The organism is Pseudomonas sp. 1121_17 (genome assembly GCF_052850745.1).
In genome coordinates this window covers 346,569-360,401 of record NZ_VXCX01000002.1, presented here as the reverse complement: position 1 = coordinate 360,401, position 13,833 = coordinate 346,569, and the positions used below count along the sequence as shown (strand labels likewise).

9 protein-coding genes and 1 pseudogene are annotated in these 13,833 nt (G+C 58.8%); all 10 read left to right on the top strand.

From position 1 onward, the window contains the following. Window positions 1–5: 5 nt before the first annotated feature. Window positions 6–974 carry a LysR family transcriptional regulator gene (locus FW789_RS06500; protein WP_446431179.1) on the top strand — a complete coding sequence of 323 codons (969 nt, stop codon included), beginning with the start codon at window positions 6–8 and terminating at the stop codon, window positions 972–974. A 158-nt stretch (window positions 975–1,132) separates the two neighbouring features. Beyond that, complete coding sequence (locus tag FW789_RS06495; RefSeq protein ID WP_446431178.1) at window positions 1,133–2,674, top strand: UxaA family hydrolase; 1,542 nt, start codon at window positions 1,133–1,135, stop codon at window positions 2,672–2,674. A 35-nt stretch (window positions 2,675–2,709) separates the two neighbouring features. After that, on the top strand, window positions 2,710–4,302 hold the full coding sequence (locus FW789_RS06490) for an aldehyde dehydrogenase (NADP(+)) (RefSeq protein ID WP_446431177.1): 1,593 nt from the start codon (window positions 2,710–2,712) through the stop codon (window positions 4,300–4,302). A 4-nt stretch (window positions 4,303–4,306) separates the two neighbouring features. Further along, window positions 4,307–5,364: pseudogene (locus FW789_RS06485) on the top strand (Ldh family oxidoreductase). A gap of 26 nt (window positions 5,365–5,390) precedes the next feature. Next, the gene (locus tag FW789_RS06480; RefSeq protein WP_207074052.1) at window positions 5,391–6,608 is read left to right on the top strand and encodes a fumarylacetoacetate hydrolase family protein; all 1,218 of its coding nucleotides are present in this window, start codon (window positions 5,391–5,393) and stop codon (window positions 6,606–6,608) included. Window positions 6,609–6,700: 92 nt separating this feature from the next. Then, window positions 6,701–8,011: an MFS transporter gene (locus FW789_RS06475; protein ID WP_446431176.1), complete on the top strand. Its 1,311-nt coding sequence runs from the start codon at window positions 6,701–6,703 to the stop codon at window positions 8,009–8,011. Window positions 8,012–8,162: 151 nt separating this feature from the next. After that, a complete protein-coding gene (locus FW789_RS06470) occupies window positions 8,163–8,384 on the top strand; it encodes a hypothetical protein (protein WP_446431175.1) in 222 nt (73 codons plus the stop codon). 542 nt (window positions 8,385–8,926) lie between these two features. Next, window positions 8,927–10,180 carry a tyrosine-type recombinase/integrase gene (locus FW789_RS06465; protein ID WP_446431174.1) on the top strand — a complete coding sequence of 418 codons (1,254 nt, stop codon included), beginning with the start codon at window positions 8,927–8,929 and terminating at the stop codon, window positions 10,178–10,180. An 11-nt stretch (window positions 10,181–10,191) separates the two neighbouring features. Next, entirely contained in the window at window positions 10,192–11,712 is a 1,521-nt protein-coding gene (locus FW789_RS06460; protein ID WP_446431173.1) for a tyrosine-type recombinase/integrase, read from the top strand. Further along, a complete protein-coding gene (locus tag FW789_RS06455; RefSeq protein WP_446431172.1) occupies window positions 11,699–13,801 on the top strand; it encodes a hypothetical protein in 2,103 nt (700 codons plus the stop codon). Before FW789_RS06460 ends, FW789_RS06455 begins: the two co-directional genes overlap by 14 nt. Window positions 13,802–13,833: the final 32 nt, after the last annotated feature.

The window sequence follows — 13,833 nt, the reverse complement described above, 5'->3', positions numbered from 1 at the left end:
TTCTGATGCCGTCCGACATCATCCACTCCAGCTTTTGCAACTGGCTGCGCTTCAAGCACCTGGTGCTGATCGACAGCCTGGCCCGTACCCGCAACATGCACGCCACCGCCAACCTGATGAACCTGAGCCAGCCAGCGTTGAGCAAGATGCTGCGCGATCTCGAGGAGCAGTTTGGCTTTGCTCTGTTCGAGCGTCTGCCGCGCAGCATGCCGCCGACCGAGCTTGGCGAATACGTGGTCAAGTACGCCCAGGGCGCATTGGCCGAGTCGCAGCAGTTTGTCGACCAGCTCAACCGCCTGCGCAAGGGCGGCCATGGGTTTATCCGGGTGGGCGGGATTTTTGCCTCGACGCCGCGGGTGCTGCCGCAGGCCATCGCTGCGATCAAAGCACGTAGCCCGTTGCTGTCGATCGAGGTGGTGGAGCATTCCAGTGACCACCTGCTGACGATGCTCGAGCAGAACAAGCTCGACATCATGATCGGCCGTTTCACCGAGGAGCGCTTCAGCCAGGTGTTCGACTTTCAGCCGCTGGAACCTGAACCGTTTGCCTTGGTGGTCAACAGCAGTCACCCGCTTAATCAGCTGGCCAGCACGCCGCTCGAGGCGCTCGCGGAGTGGCCGTGGGTGCTGTACCCGCTGGGTACGCCGTTGCGCGGGCGGCTGGAGCAGGCCTTCAAGGTGGCCGGCATTGCCACACCCGCCGATAGCGTTGAAACCATCTCAATGCCGATGTTCCTGCAACTGCTGCAGTCGGCACCGATGATCGCCATGCTGCCGCGCTCGATGGTTGCCGCGCAGCTGAGCAGCGGCCTGTTCAAGGAGCTGCAGAGCCCGCTGCATCTATCGCCGCTGGAGTACGGCGTGATCACCCGCAAGGATCAGCCGCCAACCGGCTCTGCGCGGGAGTTCATCGATATCCTGCTGGAGTTTGCCCAGCAGCGGCGCATGGAGGAGGGCAGCGGTAGCGATTTCTAAACGAGGGTCGATTTGACGCATTGATAACTACTGGTTATCGGCTGATCGGTTCATCTCATTGGGAATTATCGGTAAGGCTTCATACAGTGGTGGCAGATTCGCCCAGCAGCAAACGGGCGACGCCATAACAAGAAGTCAGCCGTACCCTGAGAGGTCCCATGGAACTGATTGCCCGCTGCGCCGACCCTGCGGTCATCCGCCTCAACCCGCTGGACAACGTCGTGATTGCACGCCAGGCGCTGCCTGAAGGCCTTGAGCTGGACGGCGAAGCGATCACCGTGCGCCAACCCATCCCGTCGGGGCACAAAGTTGCTACCGAGCGTTTGGAGCAGGGCCAGCCACTGCGCCGTTACGGCCAGATTATCGGTTTCGCCTCGCAAACCATCGAACCTGGCGATCACGTCCATGTGCACAACGTGCAGATGGGTGACTTCTCCCGCGACTATGCCTTTGGCGTCGATGCACGCAGCCTGGCTGCTACTGAAGCAGTATTTCAGGGGATTGTGCGCGGCGACGGCCGCGTCGCCACACGCAACTACATTGGCATCCTTACCTCGGTGAATTGCTCGGCAACCGTCGCCCGGGCAGTGGCTGATCATTTCCGCCGCGATATCCACCCCGAGGCACTCGCCGACTACCCGAATATTGACGGCGTGGTCGCCCTGACCCACGGTGCCGGTTGCGCAGTGGACCCCAGTGGCGAAGCGCTGGGTCTGTTGCGCCGTACCTTGGCAGGCTATGCGATACATCCCAATTTCGCCGCTGTGCTGATCATCGGTCTGGGCTGTGAAACCAACCAGATCGAGAGTCTGCTGGAAACCCAGGGCCTGAAAGCCAGCGAGCAACTGCGCACCTTTACTATCCAGGGCATTGGCGGCACCTCAAAGACCATCGCCGCCGGCATCGAGCAGGTCAAGACGCTGCTGGCCGACGCCAACCGAGTCAAACGTGAGCCGGTCAGCGCTCGGCACCTCGTGGTTGGCCTGCAATGCGGCGGCTCCGATGGTTACTCGGGGATCACCGCCAACCCGGCACTGGGCAATGCAGTTGACCGCCTGGTCGCGGCAGGCGGCACAGCGATCCTCTCGGAAACACCGGAGATCTATGGCGCCGAGCACCTGCTGACGCGCCGGGCGGTGAGCCGTGAGGTCGGCGAGAAACTGATCGCACGCATTCATTGGTGGGAAGACTACTGCCAGCGCATGAACGCCGAGCTCAACAACAACCCTTCGGCGGGTAACAAAGCCGGGGGCCTGACCACCATTCTGGAGAAATCCCTCGGAGCGGTGGCCAAGGCCGGCTCGAGCAATCTGGTCGACGTCTATCAATACGCCGAGGCGGTGCGCGCTCAAGGCCTGGTGTTCATGGACACCCCAGGTTATGACCCCGTCTCCGCCACCGGCCAGGTCGCAGGCGGCGCCAACCTGATTGCCTTCACCACCGGCCGGGGCTCGGCCTACGGCTGCGCGCCCGCGCCGTCGATCAAGCTGGCCACCAACAGCCGGGTGTTCGAGCACCAGGAAGAGGACATGGACGTCAACTGCGGCGGCATCGCCGATGGCTCCACCAGTATCGAAGAACGTGGTGCCTACATCTTTCAACAGATGCTGCGCATCGCCTCGGGTGAGCGCAGCAAGAGCGAACAGCACGGCTATGGGCAGAACGAGTTCGTGCCCTGGCAGATCGGTGCCGTGACCTGACTGACAGCCCCCTTCATCTTTCGAGGCAATTTTTTATGCACGTTAACGGATTCAACTTCATCGGCGGCCAGCGCAGCGCACTTGGCGACACCCTGGTCTACAGCATCGACGCCCATACCGGCGAGCAGTTAGCGGGCGGCTTTCATCAAGCGACCTTGACCGAGGTCGACAACGCCGTGGCGGCGGCCAGTGCTGCGTTCCCAACGTTTCGCAATTTGCCGGCAGTGCGCCGCGCAGAGTTTCTTGAGGCGATCGCCGACGAGCTCGATACCCTCGGTGAAGACTTCGTCAACCTGACCTGCCAGGAAACCGCGCTGCCCAGCGCGCGAATCCAAGGCGAACGGGGTCGCACCAGCGGCCAGATGCGTCTGTTTGCCAAGGTCCTGCGCCGTGGCGATTTCTATGGCGCTCGTATTGATCAAGCGCTGCCAGCGCGCACGCCGTTGCCACGCCCCGACCTGCGTCAATACCGCATCGGCGTTGGCCCGGTGGCCGTGTTCGGTGCCAGCAACTTCCCGCTGGCGTTCTCCACCGCGGGAGGCGATACCGCTGCGGCATTGGCCGCCGGCTGCCCGGTCGTGTTCAAAGCCCACAGCGGCCATATGGCTACCGCCGAGCGCGTTGCCGAAGCGTTGATCCGCGCCGCCGAGCGCACTGGCATGCCGGCGGGCGTGTTCAACATGATCTTCGGCAGCGGCGTGGGGGAAGCACTGGTCAAACACCCGGGCATCCAGGCGGTGGGCTTTACCGGTTCGCTCAAAGGCGGGCGGGCGTTGTGCGATATGGCGGCAGCGCGACCGCAGCCGATCCCGGTATTTGCCGAGATGTCGAGCATAAACCCGGTGCTGGCACTGCCGAAGGCACTGGCAAGTCGCGGTGCCCAGCTAGCCAAGGACCTGACCGCCTCGGTGGTACAGGGCTGCGGGCAATTCTGCACCAATCCCGGCCTGGTGCTGGGCATTCGCTCGCCAGCCTTCACTGCTTTTATCGAGCAATTGCGCGGGCACATGGCTGATCAGCCGGCGCAAACCATGCTCAACCCCGGCACCCTGCGCAGCTACGACAAAGGCCTGCAGACGTTGCTCGCGCACCCTGGTATCGAGCACCTGAGCGGTGCCCGGCAACAGGGCAATCAGGCCCAGCCGCAGCTGTTCGAGGCAGATGTCAGCCTGCTGCTGGAACAGGACGAGCTGCTGCAGGAAGAGGTGTTTGGTCCGTGCACTGTGGTGGTTCGGGTCGATGATGCCGAGCAACTCCTGCAAGCCGTGAACGCTCTGCGCGGCCAGCTGACAGCAACGTTGCTGGCGGATGAGCAAGACCTGGCTGACCACGGCTCGCTGCTTGGCGCACTGGAAGTGAAGGTCGGCCGAGTGTTGCTCAACGGCTATCCGACCGGCGTCGAGGTGTGCGATGCGATGGTGCATGGCGGCCCGTATCCGGCGACCTCCGATGCCCGTGGCACCTCGGTTGGCACCCTGGCCATCGACCGCTTCCTGCGCCCGGTGTGTTACCAGAACATCCCTGACGCCATGCTGCCGCCGGCCTTGCAGAACGCCAACCCGCTGGGCATTCAGCGCTTGTTGGATGGTCAGCCGAGCTCGGCAGCGCTCAACCAAACCGGGAGCTGAGCGTATGAGCGAAGCCATCCGCTATGAAGTGAACGCGCTCAGCACGTTTGTCGAGCGCCTGTTTGAAAATGCCGGCGCCGACGCGGAGGTCGCCCAAGTGGTAACCCGAGTGCTGCTCGAAGGCGAGTTGCTCGGCCATCGCACCCATGGCCTGAATCTGGTCAGCCGCTACATTGGCGGCATGTTGAGTGGCCAGGTCAAGGCTCAGGCGGCAGCGCTGGAGCAGGTCTCCGACAGCGGTGTTGCCAGCCTGTTCGACGGCAACTATGTACTGGCCCGTACTGCGTCAGCCGTGCGTTGGACTGTGCGGCCAGCGGGGCCAGCGCGCAGGGCATCGGCATCGCCGTGGTCCGCCGCGCTGCGCATATTGGCTGCCTGGCGGCCTACCTGAAGCCATACACCGACCGTGGCTTGGTCGCGCTGGTGTATTCCTCAGACCCCTCTGTGGGGTTGGTCTGCGCCCATGGCGGCGTTGACCCGATCTACACACCGAACCCGATTGCTGCCGGTATCCCAACCCGCGGCGAACCGATCCTGCTCGATGTGAGCATGTCCACCGTGACCATGGCCATGGTCAGCCAATGCCGGGATAACGGCAGCAAACTGGCGCACCCGGTGCTGATGAGCAACGAAGGCAAGGCGAGTGACGACCCTGCGGACTTCTTCACCAGCCCGCAGGGCAGCATCTTGCCGCTGGGTGGCCAGGGCTTCGGCCACAAGGGCTTCGCTCTGGCGATTCTGGTCGAAGCGCTGACCTCGGGCCTGGCCGGCCATGGCCGCAAGGACTGCCCTGATCAATGGGGCGCGTCGGCCACTGCGGTAGTAATTGATCCGCGCTTCTTTGGCGGCCTACAGGCGTTTACAGACGAAACCAGCTTCCTCGGCCAACTGATCCTCGCCAGCCGCCCAGTAGATCCGGAGCGCCCGGTGCGCCTGCCTGGGCAAGCCGGCCTGGCCCTGCGCAGCAAGGCCTTGGCCCAGGGCGTAAGCCTGGCGCCGACTCTGGTCGCAGACCTCAACCAGCTCGCCGCCCAATTGCAAGTGGCCGCGCTTGGTCACTGATAGACAACTACAAAAAAGGTAGAGACATGACAGATCAATCGAACAGCAAGCCGTCGTTGCCGTTGAGCCACGATGCCGCCGTTTGTAACAGTGGCAGCTGGGTAGGGCGGGTATGGCTGCCCGAGCAAGGCCCGGCAGTAGTATTGGTGAAGGAGGGCGCAGTGCATGACATCAGCGCCCACGTCGCCACGGTTTCGGCGCTGCTCGAAGTGGCTGACCCGGTGGCTTATCTGCGCTCGCTGCCGTTGGCCGATGCGCTGACCGAGCTGCCGGCGCTGCTTGCCAACAGCGATCCGCGCCAACGTGACATCAGCAAACCCTGGCTGCTGGCACCGATTGATCTGCAGGCCGTCAAAGCTGCCGGCGTGACCTTTGCCGCCAGCCTGCTGGAACGTGTGGTCGAGGAGCAAGCCAAGGGCGACCCGGCCAAGGCTGATGCGATCCGCGACACGCTGGCCAGCCGGATCGGTGCAGACCTGTCACAGATCGTTCCAGGTTCGGCCCAGGCCGAGGCGTTGCGCGCCGTGCTGGTGGAGCAGGGCTTGTGGTCGCAGTATCTGGAGGTCGGCATCGGCCCGGATGCCGAAGTCTTCACCAAGGCCCAGCCGCTTTCGGCAGTCGGCCACGGCGCCGACATCGGCATCCATCCCAAATCAAGCTGGAACAACCCGGAACCGGAAGTGGTACTGGCAGTGTCCAGCGACGGCAGCATCAAGGGCGCCATGCTTGGTAACGACGTCAACCTGCGTGACTTCGAAGGGCGCAGTGCCTTGCTGCTGTCCAAAGCCAAGGACAACAACGCCTCGACCTCGCTGGGCCCGCTGCTGCGTCTGTTCGACGAAGGTTTCAGCCTCGACGACGTGCGTAACGCCGAAGTCGACCTGCGGGTTGAAGGGGAGGAGGGCTTCATCCTCTCGGGCCGCAGCTCGATGCAGCAGATCAGCCGCGACCCGCTCGACCTGGTGCAGCAGACCCTCAACGAAAACCACCAGTACCCGGACGGCCTGGTGCTGTTTCTCGGTACCCTGTTCGCCCCCAAGCAAGACCGCGACCAACCGGGCAATGGCTTTACTCACAAGCCTGGCGACGTAGTCACCATCAGCAGCGCACAGCTGGGTGCCTTGAGCAATCGGGTGACCACCAGCGACCAGGCGCCGCAGTGGAACTTCGGCCTGCGCTCGCTGATTGACAGCCTCAGCCGCCGCGGCCTGCTCGACGCGGCAGTGACCGCGCGGCAACCCTGATCCAACCGTAACCGACCATGGATGAACGCGACAGCAATGACGGATCGCCTGGGCGCTGAACGCGCTGCAACAATAATAATAAAGGCCACGCAATGAACAAACTGAAGAAGTACCAGAGCATCACGGTGGTGTTCCTGCTGTTGATCGGTATCGTCAACTACCTGGACCGCAGTGCGCTGTCGATCGCCAACACCTCGATCCAGAAAGACATGATGATCAGCCCCTCGCAGATGGGCATCCTGCTGTCGGCGTTCTCCATTGCCTATGCCTTCGCCCAGTTACCGATGGGCATGATCATTGACCGCCTGGGCAGCAAGATCGCCCTCGGCGCATCGTTGCTGGCCTGGTCGGTCGCCCAGACCACCTTCGGCCTGGTCAACAGCTTCGCCGGCTTCATGGGCCTGCGCGTGCTGCTGGGGATCGGCGAGGCGCCGATGTTCCCGTCGGCAGCCAAGGCGCTGTCGGAATGGTTCGATGCCAACGAACGCGGCACACCTACCGGCATCGTCTGGTCGTCGACCTGCCTCGGGCCTTGCCTGGCACCTCCATTGTTGACGCTGTTGATGGTCAACTACGGCTGGCGCGGCATGTTCATCATCACTGGGTTGCTGGGCGTAGTGCTGGCGGTGTGCTGGCTGACCTTCTACAAAAGCAAGGCGCAGTACCTGGCCGAGCTGGCGGCCGAAGGCAAAGCGCTGCCCAGCGAGTACGTGGCACCTGCCGCCGCCCCGCAAGCACCCAAGGTGTCGTACTTTGCCGGCTGGCTCGACCTGTTCAAGCATCGCAGCACTTGGGGCGCCGTGCTGGGTTTCATGGGCGTGATCTACATGCTCTGGCTGCACCTGACCTGGCTACCCGGTTACTTTGAGCGCGAGCATGGCCTGGACTTATACAAGACTGCCTGGGTGGTGTCGTTGGCCTATGGCTTTGGTGCGGTAGGGACCATCGTCGCCGGCCGCTTCTGTGATCGGCTGGTGAAGCGGGGCATGAGCATTCTCGGTAGCCGCAAGTTCAGCGTGATCACCGGCCTGGTGCTGGCAGCGCTGTTTACCTTGCCGCTGTCGTACGTCACCGGGCTTACCGGGTGTGTGATTCTGCTGTGCCTGGCGTTATTCAGCATTAACATGGCCAGTGCCACGGCGTGGATGATCGTCAACACCATCGTCGACAGCCCGCGGGTGGCCTCGTTTGGTTCGATCCAGAACTTTGGTGGGTATATTGCCGGGTCGGTCGCGCCGATCGTTACGGGCTTTAGTATTCAGTACTCGGGGTCGTTCAACACGGCGTTCATGATCAGCGCAGTGGTGGCGTTGTGTTCGGCGGTGGCGTACTTCCTGCTGCTTAAGGCGCCGATTGGTGGGGAGGTGGCCAAGGACGAGGTGTTGCGGGAGGTGACGCAGTGAAAGGCGTGCAGGCCTGGTGAAAGGAAAGGACTATATAACTAAACTAAATGACTATTTAGCGTAGTTATTCTTTAGAGTCATATAATAAGGGCAGGGTAGCTCACCTGGTGGGCTACCTTCAGCTGGCATGACACTCAAGAGTTACCTTTCAATGAGTCACTTTCCTGGCTGGATGCTTGAAAGCGCCCATAGATACCTCAAAGCCTCTGAGCTTTTGGACGCCCAAAATCTCTCCAGCGTTGCCATGGTCAACGCAGAGATCGGCCTGGAAATACTGTTGAAAAGCTTTATTTCCGTGCCAGATCAGCATCAAGGTACGGCCGGTGAAATCTACAAGCTCGACGTCGATGCACTCAAAACGGCTCATCAGTAGGTTGCAGTCAATCGGCAAGATTCCACCCAAACAGAAGCGTGACGCTCACGATTTGCTTACGCTGTTTCACGCTATGCCTGGAGCGATTCGCGAGAGCCTGGCCCTGAACAGTCAGGAACACTTATTCGAAGGGTATCGCTATGTGTTCACCAGCAGCCAGTATCAGTACGAGTCGGCCAGCTGGGATTTTTCCGATCCAATATTGTTGAGGTTGCTGCGGTGGACGTTGGGCAGCGTGGTTGGCTATCCCAAGGAGCGAGGCTCGCGGGATTCGTTCGTGCTGGGCTACATCGCGGAGGTCCAAGCTCGATCTGCAGCGCAGTGATCAAGACCGAATGCAGGCTTCAAATCTGGCCAACCCATGCCCCGGCAGCTCAATATGAATGTACGCATAATGTATATTATGTTAAACCAGATGCCATGTTAGAAATGTTCATGAGGCTCATAAGACACTGATTCGACAAACCCGCTTCTGACGTCCACTCTCTCAACGGGCCATGTACTTCGTGTTCATGGCGAGTCATTGAATAAGGTGGCTGCCGATGAAGCTGATTCAATGCCGTTTCTCTTCAGGTCAGCGTGTACCGCTGCTCGTGCAGACCGGAGATGCGGCGCCATTGCCCATGCTTGTCCCGTTCATCTACGTTCAACTCAAGCTAAGGTACCGCGCTTACAACACAGCTGCGGCACATCTGCGCGCGATCCAGGCTTTCTACACCTATGCCAAAGCCCGAGATCTGAATATCGATGAGGCCATCATGGCCTGCCACTTTGAGGCGATTTTGGCTTTGCTGGATGGTTACGCCATCTGGCTCCAAAGCGGCCGTCAAGCCGACAACCTGGTCGCCCGAATTGGCACAGCCGCAACGGCACCTTTTCCGCAGATCGATCCGCGTACCCGTGATCAATACCTGCGGTTGCTTAAGCAGTACCTGTCCTGGTGCGTCACCCGTTACATCCCCCGCGCCCGTCAGAACTCAATCGCTCTGGCTAATATTGAGGTCGTATTTGCAGATGTTGCCGACGTCATTGAACGGCGCTTTGAAAGCCACATCATCAATGCTCAGCCGGACCGCACTCGTTACCGCAGCCTGACAGATACGCAACTACAGATCATTCGCACACTGATTCGCCCGGGCGCTGCGGAGAATCCTTTTCCGGACCGAATGCAGTTGCGAAATTGGCTAATGATTGAATTGCTGCTGGAGACCGGTATCCGTCGCGGAGAGCTTCTGAAGCTTTACACCACGGATATCAATGAGGGTTCTCAGCATGCCTATGTCAGCATCAATGACCGCGAACATGATCCCGGCGACCCGCGCGCTGAAGAGCCTGCGCTGAAAACACACGGACGGACAGTAGGTATCTCCGCGCAGTTGTATGAGGTCTACGAGCGTTATATCCAAGGCGAGCGACGCCCCCTGCGTAATGGCAAACCAATGAAATTGCTGTACCGCTATTTGTTCATCTCTGACCGAGGCCTTCCGCTGTCGATCCGCGCGTTGTCTAACGTCCTTGATCGGCTGTTTCTGACCATTGAACTGGCTCATCCGGGGTTGTTGCCTACACTTTCCGCGCATGACTTTCGCCACACCTTTGCCGACCGGTTTTTGGCTTACCTGGTCGAGAAGCTTGGGTATGACCTCGAGCGGGCCACCGACGAACTCCGGCGAGTCTGCGGTTGGTCTGACACTTCGACGATGCCACGCCGTTATGCAAGTCGTTATCTAGCCGAGTCGGCCAACCTCCACAACGCCCAGCGTGCCTCGGCAGCCTGGAGCCGACTTGACAGTTAAGGAGGTTCGCCGTGACCAAATCAGCCGATCAAGAACACGCTTCACCCTCCTCCTCTTTTCCGGCCTACGTGTTCGAGGGCCCGGCTCAGGTTGCGATTCGAACTCGCACTAATGACCAGCCAAGATACGTCGATACTCGATTGAGCGTTTGGACGTGGTACGACGGCGGAACGGCTATGAAAATAGATTGGGCTGCGCTCCACCTGAATCCTAACCTCATGCAAATCGCCAAAGCGTTCGTGGCCTATGCACTGGAAAAGTATGCACCGGTAACGGCATTCAAAGCATCCGGGGTGTTCGGGCGACTAGCTGAGAGCGATATTTCAGCCAAGTTTCCTTGGACGCGACAAGAGGTGGTCACGACCATAAGTACTTGGGCGAAATTTCGCGAGAGCACTATTTTTTTCAGAACGTTTTATCGCTGGGCCCTTAATCGAGGAATATTGGGCTTTGACAAAGAAACATATCTAGCACTTAAAGAAATCAAGACGAGCCGCCTTGATCCGTACGAACGTATATTTCTATCCCAGTCCGGTTTAGCCCTTGATGAAGAGATCCGGCTACTGCAGCGAATTGAACGCGATATCCAGACCAAAGACTGGAGTGAAGCTCAGCTCAACATGATGCTCCACTTAAGTTTCGAACTAGGCCCGCGTTCGATTCAATTCCATTCGCTTGACATTGCGGATTTTGAGTTCATCGAAAGCGCTGATCATGAAAGGTACTACACCCTCTGGCTACCCATGGCCAAAAAGGTCGGTCAACGCAGACCTGAGCGACGGCCCCGCAAAATAACCACCCGGCTGGGGGAGAAAATCTCGCAGCATATTTCGGAAATGCGACGCCGCTTTGGCGGCGACTGCGAACCATTGTTTGTAAGTCCTAACGGAAGACGCATGTCTGTAACCGAAATCGGTGTGGGCCTAAAACACGAGCTGTGTGAAGCCGGGATAGACAAGCCGAACCAGGTAACCATGTTGCTGCGTCATCACCTCGGGCAAGGTTTGGCGGACCAGGGAACTCCGGCAGACATGATTGCCGAACTGCTCGGCCACAACAGCACGGTTGCGGCGCGTGCTTACGTAACGGCAACCCCCAACATTGCCCGGATCAAAGAGAAAGCACTCGGCAAGAGTCCCGCTTATCAACGCATTATGCGCAGTCTCTTGACGGGGGAAGTCGTACAACGCCGCGATACTGTTGCCGAAAGAGCGATCCGTGGCGTGATCGACACACAGTACATTGGGGACATCGGTGCATGCGCCCTCCCGGTTCATACGCACTGCCCCTACAATCCCGTCTACGCCTGCTACACCTGCAAGAAGTTTCACCCCTTCGCTGACGGCCGCCATGAGCAGGTAAAAGAGGCGCTGCAACGAGAAGCGCAACGGTTCATAGACATGGCAGAACAAGCCGGAGATCTCATTCACAACCGGCCCCTCGCCCAGCATCAGACAACCATCCTGGCGGTAAGCGCTACGATCGAGCGCTGCCGGAAACACACGGAGGATGCCGCAGATGACGCAGTCTAGGGCAAGGCAGAGCCTCGATGGCTTTATTACACAGGAACAAGCGATTTTTCAGTCGTTACCAATTTCAACGCCGTGGGCGTCACCGGTGTGGGGCGTCGGAAGTTGGTTACCACAACGAGATAACCAGCATGCTCTTACCTTCGAAACGCATCGGCAAGCCCTTGAGAAGACAGGCTATCCCGCCCCGCCTAAGGGGCCACTCCCCTTCACTTTCCAGGATTTTAGTAAGGCCTTGATTGTGTATCTGCAACGCACCCGGAGTCTGAAGTTTTCGATGGTTGCGGCCTACAATATTGCTGTCCGGCGGCTGTACAACCCTTTGTTTGAACGCGGCGTATCCGACCCCACACAGTTGACGCGAGGCGATTTTGATCGCGTCGTAGGCTTTCTCCGCGAAAGTGGCTACAAGAATCTCTATGACGCGGTCTCTCATCTTCAAGTAATAGCGGATGCGATTGATAATCTGCAATTAACCGAGATCGCCATCCACTTCGAGCATGATGCAAAACCAGAGAAACGCCGCCACGACTACATTTCATTGCACGATCCTGATCGTGCGGTAAGACAGCGTAAATCTGATGACAGATTGCCTTCTCGTGAGGCGATGGAAGCCTACGCCTTATGCTCGAACCACCCGATCAGTGAGGGCGAAGAAATTTTGCTGCGTGTGATCGATTTGTTGATCGTGACTGGGCAACGGGGTAATGAGGTAACAGTAATTCCCTATGACTGTTGGGTCGAAAGGCCGATCAAAGGGACGGCAGGAAAGGTGGTTGTGGATGCCAATGGTAAACCCATAGTCGAATGCGGAATCAGGTACTTTGCGGAAAAGCAATTTCAATCCCGAGTTCATTGGTTCGCAGAAAGCGACGTTCCTTTAGCTAGGCGCGCGGTCGAACGATTGAAGATGCTGACCCAAGAGCAGCGAGAGCTCGCTAGGTGGCAAGAAGCCCATCCAGGGCGTCTTTGGGATTACTCACCGCAGACCTCGATGTCACAAGATGAAGTTCTGCATTGGATCGGATTAAGCCAAAACCGAGACACCTACAGGAACCTAAATGTGTATTTATCCCGAAACGGAATCGACCCCTACAGGGAGCCCGGCCGTAGGACAAGCCTGAACAGATACTTGGCCGGTGATATTGAACGTTTTCTCGTTCCCAAACTTCGGGGTCATGCAGCGCTTACTGAAAATGTTGGAGGTAAGCTCTGTGTTGTCCTAAAAACCAGCGAAACATTAGCCATCGCGTTTGATGGTCAATTCCGCCTCGGTGGGCGGGAAGCAAATGTGTTTCGGGCAATCCCGCGTCGGGTAACCCTCGTGGATATCAATCGCGCGCTGGGTAATGATGAAAAGTATCCGTCCATTTTTTCGCGTCGGTCATTGACCGAGTCTGATGGAACTCCGATTAGGCTAACAAGTCACCAACCTCGACACTGGCGAAATACCATTTACGACCTGACCGGTATGAGCGATGTTCAGCAAGCGTTGGCCCTGGGGCGAAAACGTCTCGACCAGAATGTCTATTACCAACACACGAGCATTGAAGAAAACACCGCCGCCCATCAGGAGTTCTTGGCGTTCAATAGCCATCACGAGCGCATCGATTTTCTACATACAGGCATAAGAGACAAGCGCATTCAGGGTGCGTTGACCGACAGTTACCATGCTTTGCTGTCAGATAAAGGCACCGCCACAGCAGAAGCATTCCTCACCGTACATGCCACGGCGCTGCATGTGACACCCTTCGGAGGTTGCATTCACGATTTCTCCCAAGCGCCCTGCCCTAAGCATCTTCAGTGCTGGAATGGCTGCTCGCATCTCCATCTGATGGGCACTCCATCGGAACGGGCCAACCTTGTGAAACAAGCCGAGAATCTTACGACCGCAATTACTATCATGCGTGATGCCGGCGCCGGAGAGGCAGGCAGCGATGTATGGCTGGCGGATCAGGAGGACAAGCTCAACAATTTAAAATCGGTCCTTGAACGCGATACCAATGCAGGTGTGCAACGCGTGTTTCCAAATGGTCATCCAATGACATTTGCGGACACGGATAAACGGCACAGTTCGGTTTCAGATGACTAGGGGCGATCATGACGCAAAGACAGACACTGAGG

Bases quoted from the DNA above. Each gene is read 5' to 3' on its own strand.
- FW789_RS06500 (WP_446431179.1), top strand. From the start codon at position 6: ATGCCGTCCGACATCATCCACTCCAGCTTTTGCAACTGGCTGCGCTTC.
- FW789_RS06495 (WP_446431178.1), top strand. From the start codon at position 1,133: ATGGAACTGATTGCCCGCTGCGCCGACCCTGCGGTCATCCGCCTCAAC.
- FW789_RS06490 (WP_446431177.1), top strand. From the start codon at position 2,710: ATGCACGTTAACGGATTCAACTTCATCGGCGGCCAGCGCAGCGCACTT.
- FW789_RS06480 (WP_207074052.1), top strand. From the start codon at position 5,391: ATGACAGATCAATCGAACAGCAAGCCGTCGTTGCCGTTGAGCCACGAT.
- FW789_RS06475 (WP_446431176.1), top strand. From the start codon at position 6,701: ATGAACAAACTGAAGAAGTACCAGAGCATCACGGTGGTGTTCCTGCTG.
- FW789_RS06470 (WP_446431175.1), top strand. From the start codon at position 8,163: ATGAGTCACTTTCCTGGCTGGATGCTTGAAAGCGCCCATAGATACCTC.
- FW789_RS06465 (WP_446431174.1), top strand. From the start codon at position 8,927: ATGAAGCTGATTCAATGCCGTTTCTCTTCAGGTCAGCGTGTACCGCTG.
- FW789_RS06455 (WP_446431172.1), top strand. From the start codon at position 11,699: ATGACGCAGTCTAGGGCAAGGCAGAGCCTCGATGGCTTTATTACACAG.